Here is a 16,508-nt window from a genome sequence, read left to right on the forward strand (position 1 = left end):
CCTGCATCAAGAGAACTTATCCATGAAACTGTCGAAGCAATTTCCGCTGAATGCGCTGCGCGTCTTCGAAGCCGCAGCCCGGCTCGGCAGCTTCACCAGGGCAGGTGATGAGCTCGGCATGACGCAGACGGCCGTCAGCTATCAGATCAAGCTCCTGGAGGAGAATGTCGGCGAGCCGCTCTTCCTGCGCCGTCCCCGCCAGATCGCGCTGACGGAGACCGGCGAGCGGCTGGCCCCGAAGGTGACCGAGGCCTTTGCCATGCTGCATGATGCGATGGCAACGGCGCGCGACAGCGTCGAAGGCACGCTCGCCATCAGCTCGACCCATACCTTCGCCTCGAAATGGCTGGCGCCCCGCCTCGGCTCCTTCCATTTGAAGCATCCGGCGATCGCGGTGCGGTTTCAGGCGACCTCCGACATCATCGACTTCGCCCGCGAACAGATCGACGTCGGCATCCGCTGGGGCGACGGCAACTGGCCGGGGCTCGCGCTGCACCGGTTGATGGGCCTGGAGTTCACGCCGATGCTGAGCCCGAAGCTGGCGGAATCGGCAGGCGGCATTAAGGAGCCGCGCGATCTCCTGAAATTCGACCTTTTCGACGCCGGCGACATCTGGTGGAAGCAATGGTTCGAAGCTGCCGGCGTTACCGATACGGATCTCGATCGGCGCCCGCGCAATCAGTTGGGCTCTCAGGCGATGGAAGCCGACGCGGCGATCGCCGGTCACGGCGTCGCCATCCTCCACCCCGCCTTCTATGAGGCGGAGATCGCGCTCGGCCGGCTCTATCAGCCTTTCGACCTGACCCGCAGCGACGGCAAGGCCTACTGGCTCGCCTATCCCGAAAATCGCCGCAACGTGCCGAAGATCAAGGCCTTCCGCAACTGGATCCTGGAAGAGATGAAAGCCGCCGGAAACTGATCCGGCAAACAGATCAGATCCAATCAGGCTGAATAGGCCTTGCTAGGTTCGGCTTCAAAACCCCATTTCCGGCGCATAGAAGCAGCGCGGCGTGTTCTCGTTGGGAAACAGACAGAGGTGATAATCACCATCGCCGGACTGCATTGCCTTCGTCATCGGCAGCAGAAAGACGTGAGCATGCGTGACCAGCCGGTGGTCGCCCGGCATCAGCGTCACACGATATCCGTTTGGTGTCACCGCCACGCTTTTCGACGGAATCATCTGGCAATCGCCATTATGACTGTCGCCATTGCAACAATAGGGGTCATAACTCCACCCCGAAGGTGCGTCGTGAGCCGTCGCCAACGATGCGTATGCCATCATCACACACGTCAGAATGCTGCGCATGGGCATCTCTCCGTCGATGAATGCGCCGCCGATATCTAACGTTTCTTTTTATTTCATGCCGGCGGCCTGCAAACCTAACTGTATCTGCTCATCATAGTTTCAAGATCGGCAAATCTTTGCCAATCCAGTATGAGACAGTCATAATGCATGGCCTTCTCGGCAGCTTTTAGGCACGGGACGACAGATCGGCGATGCGTCAGCGGTCGCCGACATAGGCGAAACCAATGGCGACTGCCAGCGCCCCGCCCCGGCCCGCCGCCTTGCGAAGGGCCTGTGCGGTTCATCATTCTCCTCTTTCCTCCCCGCCAAAATTTCCGCAATGTCGCGAGTCGGAGGAAGATAGGGGAACTCGATGTATGAATATGCCATAGCATGGGAATGGCTCGCCTTCGCGGCCCGCTGGTTCCATGTCGTCACCGCGATCGCCTGGATTGGATCATCCTTCTATTTCATCGCACTCGATCTGGGACTGGTGAAACGCCCGCATCTGCCGCCCGGCGCCTATGGCGAGGAATGGCAGGTTCATGGCGGCGGCTTCTATCATATCCAGAAATATCTGGTGGCGCCCGCTCAGATGCCGGAACACCTGACATGGTTCAAATATGAGAGCTATTTCACCTGGATCTCCGGCTTCCTCATGCTCTGCATCGTCTATTATGGCGGCGCCGACCTGTTTCTCATCGATCGCCACGTCCTCGATATCAGTCCGCCCGTCGCGATCCTGATCTCGTTGGCGTCGCTGGCCTTCGGCTGGATCGTCTATGACCTGCTGTGCAAATCCCCGCTTGGCCGCAACACCTGGGGGCTGATGGCAGTGCTCTATGTGGTGCTGGTCTTCATGGCCTGGGGTTATACGCAGCTCTTCACGGGGCGCGCCGCCTTCCTGCATCTCGGCGCCTTTACCGCGACGATCATGTCGGCGAACGTCTTCATGATCATCATCCCGAACCAGAAGATCGTCGTCGCCGACCTCATCGCCGGGCGCACGCCCGATCCGAAATACGGGCAGATCGCCAAGCAGCGCTCGCTCCACAACAACTACCTGACGCTGCCCGTCATCTTCTTCATGCTGTCGAACCATTATCCGCTGGCCTTCGGCACGGCGTTCAACTGGGTGATTGCGGCGCTGGTCTTCCTGATGGGCGTCACCATCCGCCACTGGTTCAACACCACCCATGCGAGGAAAGGCCGCCCAACCTGGACCTGGATCGTTACCGTCATCCTCTTCATCCTGATCATGTGGCTTTCGACGGCGCCAAAGCTGCTGACCGGCGAGACAGATGCGCATGCGACGGCAGTGGCGCCGGCCTTCCAGAAATTCGCCGGAGATCCGCATTTTCCGGCCGTCAAGCAACTGGTCTCGACACGCTGTTCCATGTGCCATGCGGCCGAGCCCGCCTATGAAGGCGTCGTGCGGCCGCCGAAAGGCGTGATGCTCGAAAACGACGAGGAAATTGCCGCCCATGCCCGAGAAATCTATATACAGGCAGGCCGCAGCCATGCCATGCCGCCCGGCAACGTTACCGATATTACCCCGGACGAACGCAGGCTGCTCGTCGCCTGGTTCGAAAGCGCAGTCGAAGGCAAGAAACAATGACGACGACACTTCTCCGCGGCCGCCTCCTCTCTTTCCATCGCGCGCCGCTGAGTCTCGCCGACAGCCAGAGTTATCTCTACGAGGAAGACGGTGGCCTGCTGATCGAGGACGGGCTGATCGCCGCAGTCGGCTCCTATACCGACATCAAGGCAAAGGCAGCCGCTGGTGTGGCCGAGATCGACCATCGTCCGCATCTGATCCTGCCCGGCTTCATCGACATGCATCTGCATTTTCCGCAGATGCAGGTGATCGCCTCCTATGCAGCCAACCTGCTCGAATGGCTGAATACCTACACTTTCCCCGAGGAATGCCGCTTCGTCGAAAGTGCGCATGCGCAAAGGATCGCCACACATTTCTACGACGAGCTGATACGCCACGGCACGACGACGGCGGTCGCCTATTGCTCCGTGCACAAGACCTCGGCCGACGCCTTCTTCGCCGAGGCGATGAAGCGCAATATGCGCATGGTCGGCGGCAAGGTGATGATGGACCGCAACGCCCCCCAGGGCCTGCTCGACACGCCTGAGATGGGTTATGACGAGACCCGCCAGGTGATAGCGGACTGGCACGGCAAGGGCCGCAACCACGTCGCCATCACCCCGCGCTTCGCCATCACGTCGACGCCGGCGCAGATGGAGGCTACGTCGGCGCTCGCCCGCGAATTTCCCGATCTTCACATCCAGACGCATCTTTCGGAAAACCCCGACGAGATTAAATTCACCTGCGAGCTCTATCCCGAGGCGATCGACTATACCGACATTTACGCCCGCTACGGTCTGCTCGGGCCGAAGAGTCTCTTCGGCCACGCCATCCACCTGTCCGAACGCGAGGCCGATGTCATGAGCGACGCCGGCGCCGTCGCCGTCCATTGCCCGACCTCAAACCTCTTCCTCGGCTCCGGTCTCTTTCCGCTGAAGGCGCTGACGCGGCGCCAAAACCCGGTCCGCATCGGTGTCGCAACCGATATCGGCGGCGGCTCCAGCTATTCGATGCTGAAAACAATGGACGAGGCCTACAAGATCCAGCAGCTGCTCGGCGAGCGGCTGAACCCGCTGGAAAGCTATTACCTGATGACGCGCGGCAATGCCGAGGCGCTGTCGCTCGCCGACCGGATCGGCACGCTGGACCCCGGCACCGAAGCGGACCTCGTCGTCCTCGACGCGGCCGCGACCCCGGCCATGGCGCTGAAGATGGAAACGGTAAAGACCCTGCCCGAGGAACTCTTCCTGCTTCAGACGATGGGCGACGACAGAGCGATCGCCGAGACCTACGTTTCCGGCATTGCCTTGAAAACAGGGCTTTGACGATATCGGTTCCCCCCAACGAGGTACAGTGAAGACCGTCTGAGGCGGACGTTTCCCGTAACCCTTCTTTTGGGATTCATGTTATGGGCGATGGTCGCATTTAAACCTGTAGAAGGTTCGATTCATGGCAACTCCGCTCACCATCGACGATCTGAAAAAACTCGCGCAGCGCCGCGTGCCGAAAATGTTTTTCGACTATGCGGATTCAGGCGCCTGGACGGAATCCACCTATCGGGCGAATGAAAGCGATTTCGGTCAGATCAAGCTGCGCCAGCGCGTGCTGGTCGACATGAGCGACCGCACGCTCGAAACGACGATGATCGGCCAGAAAGTATCGATGCCGGTAGCGCTCGCACCGACCGGCATGACCGGGATGCAGCATGCCGATGGCGAAATGCTGGCGGCGCGGGCGGCGGAAGAATTCGGTGTTCCCTTCACGCTCTCGACGATGAGCATCTGCTCGATCGAGGATGTTGCCTCAGTGACCACACGTCCCTTCTGGTTCCAGCTCTACGTGATGAGGGACAAGGATTTCGTCCTCGACCTCATCCGTCGCGCCAAGGCGGCGAAATGCTCCGCGCTGGTGCTGACCGCCGACCTGCAGATCCTCGGCCAGCGCCATAAGGACCTGCGCAACGGTCTCTCGGCCCCACCGAAATTGACCGCGAAACATATCTGGCAGATGGCAACCCGGCCCCTCTGGTGCCTTGATATGCTGCAGACGAAGCGCCGGTACTTCGGCAATATCGTCGGCCATGCCAAGAACGTCGCCAACGTTGCCTCCGTGCCCAAGTTTGCGAACGAGCAATTCGATCCACGGCTGTCCTGGGCTGATATCGCCTGGATCAAGGAGCAATGGGGCGGCCCGCTGATCATCAAAGGCATCCTCGATCCCGAAGACGCGAAGGCCGCCGCCGATACCGGCGCCGATGCGATCATCGTTTCCAATCATGGCGGCCGTCAGCTCGACGGCGCCCCCTCCTCGATCAGCATGCTGTCTTCGATCGTCGACGCCGTGGGCGACCGCATCGAGGTTCATCTCGACGGCGGCATCCGCTCTGGCCAGGACGTGCTGAAGGCCGTGGCGCTCGGCGCGAAGGGCACCTATATCGGCCGCCCCTTCCTCTACGGGCTTGGCGCCATGGGCAAGGAAGGCGTCACGCTGGCGCTCGACATCATCCGCAAAGAGATGGACATCACGATGGCCCTCTGCGGCAAGCGCGACATCAACGACGTGGATGCGTCGATCATATCGGAGCGCGGCTGAGAGAAGTCGGCACTGGCTGAACGCCCCGATGGGTCGGCAAGATCTTCGATCTGCGCAACGGCATGCGATTCAGCACAGCGGCCGGCCGTCACCCGCGGTGAAAAGCAGGATCGCAAAAATCGCGAGACAGATGGCGAGAGCCAAACGCTGCCGCCACCACGATGCGGCGCGATCCGGCAATCCGCCTCTCGAGGCCAGGCGATGTCCCGTCAGGCTTGCGCAGCTGCATTCGGGAGAGCAGGTCGTCGACGGCGGCAAGACCGGCGGCCTCTGTCTCATGGCTCGACGCGAGGCGAAACAACAGCGCATCGAAAAGGAGATGGATCGCCAGCGCGAGCACGATCCCGCAGAAGACGAGCATCAAGAGCCAGCCGAATGCTGGAGCGAAACCTCGATATCCCTGAGTGATCGGGCCGAAAATCAGCGGCAACAGCGCTGTCAGCCCACAGACGATTGAATTGCGGCCGAGATTTCGCGCAGCCGCCGAGGCCTTGGCATTCCATTGCGTCATTGCAAGCCCTCCGTCACGGCATGGATGCTTTCCTCGGGCAGATGAACACGCCGCCCTGCCCTTTCGATCAGCCGCAGCGCTTCTGCTGGAGTTTCGCAACGTCGGCTGACGAGCAGCCACCGCACGATGACGCCGGCGCTCCGCTGGAAACCGAGCGCACAGCAGACGAGGACCGGTCCCTGGTGGCGCGCAATCTCGATGAGGTTCGCCGCGGCTCGCGTCTGGATCTCGTCGGGGCCTGTCAGATCGAGGGTGGGAAAACTGCACCAGCGCCTTGATGTCCCGCTTGGGCGCTGAAACTCGCCGGTGATGTCGATCACCGTGGCGAAATGGTCGGCCTCGTGGCGGCGCGGAAAACGGCCGAGATGGACACCGTCAACGATCATCACGGATGCCGGTATTTTGCGTGTCCAGAGCCAAACATTGACGACGACGCCGAGCCGGTAGGGCGCCAGTAGCCAGCGGCTGGCAAGTGCGGCCCGGCCATCGGCGCGTTTCAGGAATATCTGCGGGCCGGCGCCGAGATATCCGGCTGCGACGATCGCCAGCGCAACCGCCGGCCAGAGCAACAGAAGCGCTGCGGCCGACAGAGGAGTAAAGAGCGCTGCAAGGCCGAGAAATGCGAGAGCACCGCACAGATAATAGATGCCGAGACGGCGCGACTTCGGGTCGTCGCTCAACGCAAAATTGGCAAGAGGCGAACCGGCATCGCGTGGGAAAAGCCAGGCGGCAAACAGACCGAGCAGCACGCCGGTCGGTATGTCCATGACGTGATGCTGCCACGTCGTCAGCACGGAGGCGCCGATGAGGAAGCACCAGCAGTGCCAGACAAGCCGGGCCCTGCGCGGCAGCCGGCCGCGCAGATGGTCCCAGATCACCACCAGCAGCGCGATATGCAGCGACGGCGCCTGGTTGAACGGCTTGTCGAAGCCACCGAGGACAGCAAACATGAAACCGGGCAGGCCGCTCGTGGCCGGCCGCACGAAGATTGCTTCGAGCGGAAACGCGATAAAACAGGCGACTGCGATTAACTGGATCGTCAGATAACGCCTTGCCAGCATATCCACATCGCGCGGCGTCGTGTTGATGAACAGGCAGAGCCCGTAGAACAGATTGATCGACCAATATGGAATGATCGTCCATCCCAAGAACGGAATGGCGCTTTCCCATGCGAAGGCAATGTTCGGCACATCAGCGCGTTGCGACGCCAGCCAGTTGGCGCCGCCATAGGTCAGATAGAAGAACGGCGCCAGGAAGGCGAGCCAGCACGCCGCCCGCTTCATGACCGGCGCTGTTCGGGAAAGTGGAGAATGTGCCTGCCCCAACGGCGTTGCCCTCAAACTCTCTCCGCCAGCGAGACGGTGAAAATGCCCCACTGGTCAATGCGCTGTTCGATCTTGCGGAAACCGGCTGCGGCGACCAGCTGGTCCATTTCCTCTTGCGTGCGCCGCCGCATCACCCATGCCTGACCGCCGCGATGAGAGGTGAGCGCGCGGGCAATCATCTCCAGCTGTGGATGCCATGGCTGGTTGGTGTAGACGAGCAGACCGCCGGGCTGCATCGCGCGGGCGATCCCCTCGAGCGAAGCGGCGATCATCTGATTGTCGGAAAACAGCTCATACAGGCCGGAGACGATCGCGAGGTCCGGAGCCGGCCTGATTGCGGCCAGCCCCTCGCCGTCAAAGGCATCCTGCTGGCGGAAGCTCACAAAATCACTGAGGCCGCGCGCGGCGATGCTGTTGCGGCCGGCCTCGACGTTGATGAGGGAATAATCCTGCAGCCGCACGCTATCGGGACGCACTGCAGCGGTCTCGATAGCATCAAGGACATATCGCCCGTGCCCGGCCGCTATGTCGAGCATATGAGTGCTGCGGCCGGCGGCTTTCAGGCGCTGCAGCCCGTGGTCGATCAGTTCCTGCAAATGCAGCTTGCGCTGCCTGATACCGCGCCAGCCGACCGCCTCGAGGAACACCCGGTCGATCAACCGCCCGCCGGGACCGAGCCCGCGGGGCTTGTTTTCGTAGACGTAATCGAGCGTCGAGCCGGAATCGAAACCGGTCTTCGCCCCGGTCCTTATGCCTGCGGACACCAGCGCCCCGATCCGGATGTTAAGGCGGCTGAGCGCCCAGTAGATGCCGCGTGCGGATGTCGCATCCAACGGGCTCGCGAGCCGGTCGGCTTCGTCCTTGGTATAGCCCTGGATATGGGCGGTGCGCAGGTCGGCAGGCGCCCGCGGCTCAGCGAAACGCGCATCGATAAAGCGGCGGATTTCGGCGAGCGCAATCGCGCGGTCCTTTTCGCCGAGCGTGTCGTGGTAGAAGCCGGCAAACACGTGCCGTTCCTTGATGCGGCTGCCGAGGTTTTCGTAAAACCGATGCTGCGGCGCGTGCCGTACCACCCAGTCGCTGCCGGAGATCAGCAGCTGGGTCGGCACGGTGATGGCGCGGGCGTCGTTGACGATGCGGGCCGCCGCCTCGTAGAGCTGCAGCAGAATGTTGGAGGCAATCGGCCGCGTGATCAACGGATCGGATTCAAAAGAGGCAATGCGCTCGGGATCATGCGTCAGAAACTTCGCCTTGACGTAAGAATTGACGAAGAATGTCCCCTTGAACTTTTCCCAGAGCGCAATGCCTTCCTTGGCGAAAGGCACATAGAGCTTGACGCTGAAGGCCGGTGAGGCCAGCACCAGCGCGCGGATCGGCGGCGCATAGTCGTGCACCCAGGTGGCGGCAAGGACGGCGCCGACGCTCTGCGCAATGACGGCGATGTCTTCGACCGCAGTACCGCTGGTCTCGCTGACATGGCGGACGAAGCAATCGAGATCACGCGCCGAGGCAGCGAAGGATGGCGAATAACCGCGCTCTCCCGGCGAACGTCCGTGACCGCGCGCGTCCCAGGCGTAGAAGGCAAAATCATCGAGGCCGAGCTCGGTGGCGAGATGGGCGACGCGGCCGCTATGCTCGTGGCCGCGATGGAGAAGAATGATGGCGCCCTTCGGTGAAGCACCGGTCGCAGGCCACGTCCGATAAAACAGTCGAGTCCCGTCATGCGATGCGAATTCGGATTCATGCATGGGTCTGGTCGTCGAGGAGGGTTGCTCGCTGTCGGTAGTCTGCAGCACGGTCGTCTCCAATTCTGATCACTGGATAGGTTGCATCTATTGCGGGCAACAGTGAGTTGCTTTCATTGCAAAAGTCTAGCTGCAAATGATAAGTCCTTTGGGTGAGCCGATTTGAAGTGCGGGCTTTCCCACAGCTACGATGATCCGCACGGACCCAGCCGGGATAGACTGTTCAATTGCCGCGAAATTCCACTGAGGTAGCATGTCTGTTTATCAATTGAAGTCCCGGTTTCAGAATATTCTTCGCCCCCTGGTGCGCTCGCTTGCAGCACGAGGTGTTACCGCCAATCAGGTGACTTCAGTTGCTGCCGCCGTCTCGGTTGCACTTGGGCTTTTCCTGAGCGTCGCCCCGCTTCCGCATTGGTTCCTGCTGGTGCCTGTATGGTTTCTACTGCGCATGGGCCTCAATGCCATTGACGGCATGCTCGCGCGCGAACATGGGCAAAAGAGCATTTTGGGCGCCTATCTCAACGAGATCGGTGACGTCGTGTCGGATGCCGCCCTTTATTTCCCGTTTGCGCTCATCGATCCGAACGATCTGATGCCGGTCATGGCTGTCATATTCCTCTCGGCACTGACGGAATTTGCCGGCATCCTGGGTCAAACGGTTGGGGCAAGCCGGCGTTATGACGGGCCGCTGGGCAAGAGCGACCGTGCGGTGCTTTTCGGCTCGCTCGGCACCTATGTTGGAGTTGGCGGTGGGTTTGCGGGATGGACCTCGTGGTTTTGGGCGGTGGTGGCTCTTCTTCTTATCTGGACCATCGTCAACCGTATCAGCGCCGGTATTCGCGAGGCGCAAACGGCCGCCCGATAGACGCGGATATGATCCACTGCCGGTTCTCTCACTTGTGCGTGACGGGAAGCTGCAGGAACAGCGCATGGGCTTCGTCAAGGCCGTGCAGGAAACCGTCGGCGCCGACCTCCAGTCGAACGGACTTGAGCTCAGAGGCCGCCTTTTGACGACGACAACACCATCTCATCCTCCTTCGAAATTTTGATGGCGCAAAAACCGGTAATTTCAGCAGCGGCGCCGGCAAAGCAGGCAATCCCGCCTGCCACTCCGGCAAAACCGGCGGCACCGGCCGCGGCTCCTGCAAAGACGATCGCCCCTCAGGCACCCGAGAAGGATTGATCGCAGCGCAGGCAGGTCCGGGCTATCGCACCCAGCCTGTCGCCAGCGCGCTCGCCCAGTCGGCACGACCCCTTTCGGCGGCCAGTGCCGACATCGCCATATGGTTGTAGGCGACGGTCCGGAACTGCCACATCCATCCGGCCGCCGTCTTTTCCAAAATGGCATAGCTCGACAGCGGATGGCCGGCTTCTACCTTGTGGTAGTAGGGCAGCACATCGTCATAGGCCGGACAGCCGACACTTCCGGGATTGACGATCAGCCGGCCGTCCGAGAGGCGGACGGCGTGGGGAATGTGGCTGTGTCCGCAGAGGATCAGCGGCAGGTCGATGCCTTCGGCGAGCGCCTCTATCGCTTCGATCGGCTTCAAGAAGACTTGCCCCTGCGGCGAGACCGACTCCAGCCAATAGAGATTGTCGTCTTTCGGCGTCGCGTGGCAGAGATAGGCCTCGCCGCGATAGACAGCATCGAACGGTAGAGCCCGCAGCCACTCGAGGTGGGACGGCGTCAGCTGCCGGTAGGCGGCAGCATCCGAGGCATGCATAGAGGCGGGATACTGCTCGATCAGATAGCGGTCGTGATTGCCCCGAACCGAGGTCAGCCCGAGAGGCGTCAGCAGGTCAGCCGTTCGGCCTGCCTCCAGCGGCCCGCTGAAGAAATCGCCGAGATTGACGACGTCCTCGATGCCCTGAGCCCGGATATCTGCAAGCACCGCCTCGAGTGCAAGATGGTTGCCGTGAATATCGGCGATCGCAGCAAACCTCATTTAGCTGCCGCGATAGGTTGAATAGCCGTAAGGCGAAAGCAGGAGCGGCACATGGTAATGCGCCGTGACATCGGCGATGCCGAAGCGGATCGGCACGAGATCCAGGAAGGCCGGATGCGGCAGCGGCGTGCCGCAGGCCCTGAGATACTCGCCGGCGTGGAAGACCAGCTCGTAGATGCCTACGTGAAAATTTTCGCCCGCAAGGATCGGGCCACCGTCGACTCGGCCGTCCGCATTGGTCTCCACCGTTTTCAGATGTCTGCGGATCTCGCCGTCGAGCTGGAAAAGATCGATCCTGAGCCCATTGGCGGGCTTGCCAAGGGCGGTGTCGAGCACATGTGTCGTCAGTCCGGTCATGGGCCTGGCTCTTTGATGACATAGGGGGGGTCGAAGAAGAATTCCTCCAGATTATTGCCAGGGCCGTCGCGGTCGACGACCAGGAAATCGGAGGTTTGGCCGAGCGCCATCAGCGGATGATGCCAGACATTGCGGCGGTAGTTCACACCCTGGTCTCCGCGCGCGAAAAACACCTGCGGCCTGCCCGGACGTCCGCCCTCGTCCTCGGAGACGACGACGAGGAATGGGCGGCCGGAGATCGGCGAGAAACTCTGGCTCCCGAAGGGATGGCGTTCCATCATGTCGACGTTATAAGGGAAGCTGCGCGGCTGGCCGCGAAAGAGATTGATGATGACGCGCGCGCCCTCGCCCGCCGCCTCCGCCGTGGCCAGCGCATGGAAGCGTTCGGTCGTGCCGCCGTTGATGAGCCGCATCGAGGCTGGATCGGCTTCGATCACTTCGCCGAAAGGAGCAAAGGCCGATCTGGTAAGCGGGCGGATATCGAGAAAATCAGCCAACGGGTTCACTCACCTTCGGCGTGCCAGTGACGAATAGCGTCGATCTCGACGAGAAGTTCCGGCAGCGTGCGATAGGTTGCATCCCAGATGTCCGAGGGATCGAGAGCGAAGACGTCTTCCAGGATACGGTTGCCGGTTCCGCAGATTTTCGTCCACGGCAGAGTGGGATGCTCGGTTGCGAATTCCGGATGGGCTACGAGCAGTCGGGAAGCAGCCGCGCCGATAGTGAAGTGGCAGAAGGCGACCGCCTTGAAGGTGAGATTATCCTCGGCGAAGGCCGCCTCATCCATTCCGCCCACGAAGTATAGTGCTTCGGCTGCCGCCTTCTGCATTTCATTGAGATAGTCGATAGCACGAGGCTCGCTCATTTGCCCTCCGGCAACATCGATGTCAGGCGCAGCAGCGCGATCCGTTCGACCTGTGTCGTGGCGGTCGCGAATTCTTCATCCAGGTCATTGCCGATCCGCCTTTCGAAGGCCGAAAGGATATCGTCCTTGTCGAGCCCTCTGACGGCGATGATGAAGGGAAAGCCGAATTTTTCGACATAGGCTGCATTAAGTTCGGTGAAGCGGGCATGTTCGGCCGGGCTCAACCGATCGAGACCGGCGCCGGCCTGCTCCTTGCGGCTGTCCTCCGTGAGTTCGCCCGCTATCGCCAGACGCCCGGCAAGATCGGGATGGGCACGCAGCACGCCGAGACGCTCCTCCCGGCTCGCTGCACGGAAGACGGCGGCAAGAGCCGCATGCACGCCTGATGCCGTCAAAGGCTCCCTCAGACCCCCGGCGTCATAGGCGCGTTCGGCGATGAAAGGCGAATGCTCGAAGACGCCGCCGAAGCGGGAAACGAAATCCTCGCGCGACAACATCAGAGCGCATCCGGCTGATGATTCTTGTGCCAGTGCTCGGCGATTTCGATGCGGCGCGGAATCCAGACCTTGTCATGCTTCAACACATATTCGATGAAGCGCTTCAGAGAGGCTGCCCGGCCCGGACGCCCGACGAGGCGGCAATGCAGGCCGACCGACATCATCTTCGGGCTGCCGTCCTTGCCTTCCTCGTAAAGCGTGTCGAAAGCGTCCTTGAGATAGGTGAAGAACTGGTCGCCGGCATTGAAACCCTGCGGTGTGGCAAATCGCATGTCATTGGTTTCGAGCGTATAGGGGATGATCAGGAAGGGTTTCCCGTCGACGCCCTTCACCCAATAAGGCAGGTCGTCGGCATAGGAATCGGAGGAATAGAGGAAACCGCCCTCTTCCTGCACCAGTCGCAGCGTGTTGTCGGAAGGCTTTCCCTGATACATCCCGAAAGGCCGCTCGCCGGTGAGTTCGGTGTGCAGGCGCACGGCTTCGAGGATATGCTTGCGCTCGAGATCCTCGGGGAAATCCTTGTATTCCAGCCAGCGATAACCGTGGCTGGCGATCTCCCAACCGGCCTCCTTCATGGCCGCGACGGCTTCGGGGTTGCGCGCCATCGCCAGCGTCACGCCATAGACGGTCGCCTGCACCTTGAGACCCGTGAACATCCGCCAGAGCCGCCAGAACCCGGCGCGCGAACCATACTCGTAGATCGATTCCATGTTGAGATTGCGCTGCCCCGGCCAGGCCGCCGCACCGACAATCTCCGACAGCAGGTTTTCGGAAGCCGGATCGCCTTCGAGGATGCAGCTTTCGCCGCCCTCCTCGTAATTGATGACGAACTGCACGGCGACGCGGGCGTCGCCCGGCCACTTCGGATCGGGCGTCTGACGCCCGTAGCCGACGAGATTGCGCGGGTAGGTCTCGGATACCATCAAATCACCTTCTGAAAAGACGAAGGAACGGTATCATCCGCAGCCGGAATGTCGAGACGGAAACTGCACAGGAGCATTTCTCTTTTTAAAACAACCGGTTAGATCGACATCTGCTCAGGCGATCCTGCGCGCGCTGACCTTGCCCATCGGGTGGAGCGAGTGAACGCGGAAGGGACCGCCAGTGCCCTCCTCGATCATCAAAGCGACATTCGAAACGATCACCGGCTCCCTCAAGACGGGCTCGAAGATCGTTCCCAGCACTGGCTCGATGCGGGGCATGTCGATCGTGTGGATGGGGCCTGTCACCGGCATATGGAAGCGGAACTCCTCCATCACATAGGGATTGCCCCAACGATGCAGATTAGCGAATTGCGCCGCCGACAATCCGTCGGGATCGCTGCGTTCGATATCGGCTTCACTCAGCGGCGCCCGGAAACGATCGAACTCCTGAACGATCGCCGAAGCCAGATACTGGATCCGCTCACAGGGGGCGCTCGGCACCAGGCTGTAGAAATTGCCGAGCCGGGCGATTTCGAGACCTGGGATCTGGAAGGGAGCATATGTTCCGGCAAAACGCATGAGATCGCGCAGGAGTTGCGATTCGGACGTCTCGGCGGAGAGGCGAAAAGGCGCTTTCAGAACGCCGTGAAAACCATAGCGCCGCGGCACCGCAGTATAAAAGGCGATCTCATGAATGCCGAGGCCGCGGACGGCCGGAGGCTCCACCATATCGCCTGAAAACACGTTTCGGCCAAGCCAATTAGCGGCCACGAGCGACAAGGGGTCGCTCGCCGGAGGCGTGAAGCAAATGGCATAGCGCATGCAATTTCCTCCATGAAGGAAGTGAGCGCCGGGAAAATCCGGCGCTGCCGATGCGCAAGCAGATAGGTGATTTGCATGACAGAATAACGAAACGCAGCTGTATCTAATTCACGTTTAACGTGAAGCGACAGCGATATGGCTTGATATCGCGAAGCTTTCCGGCAGCGAAAATTCGCAATCTGTGTCGCCTGCCATACAAACCGCAGCCTCCGCCAGCCGATGGGCCAGCCCGAAGCTGACCTTGAAACCGCCGGTCAGTGCGATCAGTCGGGGATGGATGGGATGGCGGCCGATCATTGGATCGCGGTCGATGGCTTTCGGGCGAAGCCCCGCCCAACGTTCGATGACAGGGGCGCTGCGGAGCGCCGGCACGATCGCCCGCGCCGCCGCGATTAACGCGTCGAGCTGTGCATCGGTCGAGAGGGGGTCGTCGAAACGGTTCTCGCTGGTGCTGCCGACCGCCGCATGCCCCCCCTCATGCGCGACGATATAGAGTCCATCGAGGAAGATCGTCGGCAACGCCGGGTCGACATCTGCTTTCAACAGCGCCGCCTGCCCTTTCACCGGCTGGCCGAGCGGCTGCTTCAAGCCCGGCGTCAGCCGCTGCAGCGCGGGAAAGGACTGATGGCCGGCGGCCAGGATGCAGCGGCCGTACGTGATGATTTCGCCGCCGATCTCGGCCGTCCCGCGATCGGGATTGAGATCGGAGACAACAGCATTTTCCATGATGCGCACATGTTTTGCCCGCCGCAGCAATGCGATGAGCGCTGAGATCAAGGAGCGGGGCGCAACACGGGCGGCGAGCGTATCGTGCACGAAGCCACTTTCGCCGGCAGATGCGTCAGGCCAACCATCGACCGGCGGCCTGTCGATGACATGCCAGTGGAAGCGGCGTTCGCCGGTCCGCCAATGGCGCTCCGCATCTTCGGAATGGCCGCGGGCGATGCGCTTGAGATGCGGTTTCGGCAACGGGATCAGCCGCCCCGACCTGTTGTAGCCGGCCGACAGCCCGGTTTCTGCTTCAAGCGCCGCAATTTCGGTTTCGAGCGAGACCAGCGCATCGAACTGGAATTGCTTTTTCTCCGACCACCGGTCCGGCATATGCGGCATCAGCGCGCCTAGCAGTCCGCCGCTCGCGCCTCCGCCCAATCTGCCGCCGTCGGCGAGGACGGTGCTGATACCGCGGCGTTCGGCATGAATGGCCGCCCAGAGACCCATGATGCCGCCGCCGACGATCAGCAAGTCGCAAGAAGATTGACCGGACGTCGGCTGAGGACTATCGGCTTTTTCCATGAGAGACGTGAACCCCGATCAGATTGGCGCGGGCGCGCCGCAGCCGCTCGAATGGCGCGACGGCGATATGCCCTATTCCACCGTCTTTGGCGATCATTTTTATTGCCAGACCGATGGCCGGCTGGAATGCGGCCATGTCTTCCTCGCCGGCAACGGCCTGCCGGAGCGCTGGGCCGGCAGGCAGGAATTCATGATCGGGGAACTCGGCTTCGGCACCGGCCTGAATTTCGCCGAGACCTGGCGGCAATGGAAGCTTCACCGTGAACACGGCCAGCACCTGCATTTCATCTCCTTCGAACTCCATCCGATGCGCGGCGAAGAGATCGGCCGGGCGCTGTCGCATTGGCCGGAGATCGACGCGGAATGCGAGGCGCTGACGGCGGCCTGGCCGCAAACGCCAGCCGGAACCGTCTCGCTCGATCTCGATGCCCAAACGCGGCTCAGCGTCGTCTGCGGTGCGGCACTCGACGGCGTCGCAGCGGCAAAGCCGGGCTTCAACGCCTGGTATCTCGACGGTTTCGCGCCCTCGCGCAACGGCGACATGTGGTCGGAGGAACTGCTGCGTGAGGTCAACGAAAAGACTGTGGCCGGCGGCACCTTCGCAACTTACGCCGCGGCCGGCTTCGTTCGCCGCAACCTCATCGCCGCCGGCTTTGCAGTCGAACGCCGCCGGGGCTTCGCCGGCAAGCGCGAAATGCTCTGCGGCATTAAGGCACCTGCTCGGTAAGCCCTACGACTGCTACTCGATGG

Annotated in this window: 18 protein-coding genes and 1 pseudogene; 6 read left to right on the top strand and 13 right to left on the bottom strand. The window is 61.6% G+C overall.

All coding sequences use genetic code 11. From position 1 onward, the window contains the following. The first annotated feature begins 22 nt into the window (after nucleotides 1–22). Nucleotides 23–919, top strand: a complete 897-nt coding sequence (gene gcvA, locus NXC14_RS16115) for a transcriptional regulator GcvA (RefSeq protein WP_085778988.1) — start codon at nucleotides 23–25, stop codon at nucleotides 917–919. Nucleotides 920–973: 54 nt separating this feature from the next. Here the strand turns inward: gcvA and NXC14_RS16120 are convergent, their stop codons facing one another. Beyond that, a complete protein-coding gene (locus NXC14_RS16120; RefSeq protein WP_085778989.1) occupies nucleotides 974–1,306 on the bottom strand; it encodes a hypothetical protein in 333 nt (110 codons plus the stop codon). A 352-nt stretch (nucleotides 1,307–1,658) separates the two neighbouring features. Here NXC14_RS16120 and NXC14_RS16125 point away from each other — a divergent pair, with 352 nt between their 5' ends. The 3 genes from NXC14_RS16125 to NXC14_RS16135 all read left to right on the top strand — a co-directional run bounded on the left by NXC14_RS16125 (nucleotide 1,659) and on the right by NXC14_RS16135 (nucleotide 5,474). Continuing rightward, entirely contained in the window at nucleotides 1,659–2,903 is a 1,245-nt protein-coding gene (locus tag NXC14_RS16125; protein ID WP_085778990.1) for a urate hydroxylase PuuD, read from the top strand. Then, the gene (gene guaD, locus NXC14_RS16130; RefSeq protein ID WP_085778991.1) at nucleotides 2,900–4,207 is read left to right on the top strand and encodes a guanine deaminase; all 1,308 of its coding nucleotides are present in this window, start codon (nucleotides 2,900–2,902) and stop codon (nucleotides 4,205–4,207) included. The genes NXC14_RS16125 and guaD overlap by 4 nt, the downstream gene beginning before the upstream one ends. A 124-nt stretch (nucleotides 4,208–4,331) precedes the next feature. Continuing rightward, nucleotides 4,332–5,474: an alpha-hydroxy acid oxidase gene (locus NXC14_RS16135; RefSeq protein ID WP_085778992.1), complete on the top strand. Its 1,143-nt coding sequence runs from the start codon at nucleotides 4,332–4,334 to the stop codon at nucleotides 5,472–5,474. 69 nt (nucleotides 5,475–5,543) lie between these two features. Here NXC14_RS16135 and NXC14_RS16140 read toward each other — a convergent pair. The 3 genes and pseudogenes from NXC14_RS16140 to NXC14_RS16150 form a co-directional block, all read right to left on the bottom strand. Continuing rightward, nucleotides 5,544–5,985 (bottom strand): annotated as a pseudogene (locus tag NXC14_RS16140) (hypothetical protein). After that, complete coding sequence (locus NXC14_RS16145; protein WP_157131414.1) at nucleotides 5,982–7,268, bottom strand: phosphatase PAP2/dual specificity phosphatase family protein; 1,287 nt, start codon at nucleotides 7,266–7,268, stop codon at nucleotides 5,982–5,984. Before NXC14_RS16145 ends, NXC14_RS16140 begins: the two are co-directional and overlap by 4 nt. Before the next feature lie 53 nt (nucleotides 7,269–7,321). Further along, nucleotides 7,322–9,106, bottom strand: coding sequence for a bifunctional alpha/beta hydrolase/class I SAM-dependent methyltransferase (locus tag NXC14_RS16150; RefSeq protein ID WP_085778994.1), 1,785 nt, complete (start codon nucleotides 9,104–9,106; stop codon nucleotides 7,322–7,324). A 202-nt stretch (nucleotides 9,107–9,308) separates the two neighbouring features. Here NXC14_RS16150 and NXC14_RS16155 point away from each other — a divergent pair, with 202 nt between their 5' ends. Continuing rightward, nucleotides 9,309–9,920: a CDP-alcohol phosphatidyltransferase family protein gene (locus NXC14_RS16155; RefSeq protein ID WP_085778995.1), complete on the top strand. Its 612-nt coding sequence runs from the start codon at nucleotides 9,309–9,311 to the stop codon at nucleotides 9,918–9,920. Between the two features lie 28 nt (nucleotides 9,921–9,948). Here NXC14_RS16155 and NXC14_RS33035 read toward each other — a convergent pair whose 3' ends face one another. The 9 genes from NXC14_RS33035 to NXC14_RS16195 form a co-directional block, all read right to left on the bottom strand. Next, nucleotides 9,949–10,203 (bottom strand): hypothetical protein, encoded by a 255-nt coding sequence (locus NXC14_RS33035; RefSeq protein WP_198175458.1) that lies wholly within the window; start codon nucleotides 10,201–10,203, stop codon nucleotides 9,949–9,951. A 57-nt stretch (nucleotides 10,204–10,260) separates the two neighbouring features. Then, nucleotides 10,261–11,001, bottom strand: coding sequence for a metallophosphoesterase family protein (locus NXC14_RS16160; RefSeq protein WP_085778996.1), 741 nt, complete (start codon nucleotides 10,999–11,001; stop codon nucleotides 10,261–10,263). After that, on the bottom strand, nucleotides 11,002–11,358 hold the full coding sequence (gene uraH / locus NXC14_RS16165; RefSeq protein WP_085778997.1) for a hydroxyisourate hydrolase: 357 nt from the start codon (nucleotides 11,356–11,358) through the stop codon (nucleotides 11,002–11,004). Beyond that, entirely contained in the window at nucleotides 11,355–11,855 is a 501-nt protein-coding gene (locus NXC14_RS16170; protein ID WP_085780151.1) for an ureidoglycolate lyase, read from the bottom strand. The genes uraH and NXC14_RS16170 overlap by 4 nt, the downstream gene beginning before the upstream one ends. 5 nt (nucleotides 11,856–11,860) lie before the next feature. Then, nucleotides 11,861–12,223, bottom strand: coding sequence for a HepT-like ribonuclease domain-containing protein (locus tag NXC14_RS16175; protein ID WP_085778998.1), 363 nt, complete (start codon nucleotides 12,221–12,223; stop codon nucleotides 11,861–11,863). Further along, the gene (gene uraD, locus NXC14_RS16180; protein WP_085778999.1) at nucleotides 12,220–12,720 is read right to left on the bottom strand and encodes a 2-oxo-4-hydroxy-4-carboxy-5-ureidoimidazoline decarboxylase; all 501 of its coding nucleotides are present in this window, start codon (nucleotides 12,718–12,720) and stop codon (nucleotides 12,220–12,222) included. Before uraD ends, NXC14_RS16175 begins: the two co-directional genes overlap by 4 nt. Further along, the gene (gene puuE, locus NXC14_RS16185) at nucleotides 12,720–13,643 is read right to left on the bottom strand and encodes an allantoinase PuuE (protein WP_085779000.1); all 924 of its coding nucleotides are present in this window, start codon (nucleotides 13,641–13,643) and stop codon (nucleotides 12,720–12,722) included. Before puuE ends, uraD begins: the two co-directional genes overlap by 1 nt. Before the next feature lie 114 nt (nucleotides 13,644–13,757). After that, a complete protein-coding gene (locus tag NXC14_RS16190; RefSeq protein WP_085779001.1) occupies nucleotides 13,758–14,465 on the bottom strand; it encodes a DUF1045 domain-containing protein in 708 nt (235 codons plus the stop codon). 114 nt (nucleotides 14,466–14,579) lie between these two features. After that, nucleotides 14,580–15,758 carry an FAD-binding oxidoreductase gene (locus NXC14_RS16195; protein WP_085779002.1) on the bottom strand — a complete coding sequence of 393 codons (1,179 nt, stop codon included), beginning with the start codon at nucleotides 15,756–15,758 and terminating at the stop codon, nucleotides 14,580–14,582. Here NXC14_RS16195 and mnmD point away from each other — a divergent pair. Next, nucleotides 15,757–16,485, top strand: coding sequence for a tRNA (5-methylaminomethyl-2-thiouridine)(34)-methyltransferase MnmD (mnmD, locus tag NXC14_RS16200; protein ID WP_085779003.1), 729 nt, complete (start codon nucleotides 15,757–15,759; stop codon nucleotides 16,483–16,485). The two genes, NXC14_RS16195 and mnmD, sit on opposite strands and share 2 nt — an antisense overlap. The last annotated feature ends 23 nt before the right edge of the window (nucleotides 16,486–16,508 follow it).

It is taken from the genome of Rhizobium sp. NXC14 (assembly GCF_002117485.1).
GTDB lineage: Bacteria > Pseudomonadota > Alphaproteobacteria > Rhizobiales > Rhizobiaceae > Rhizobium.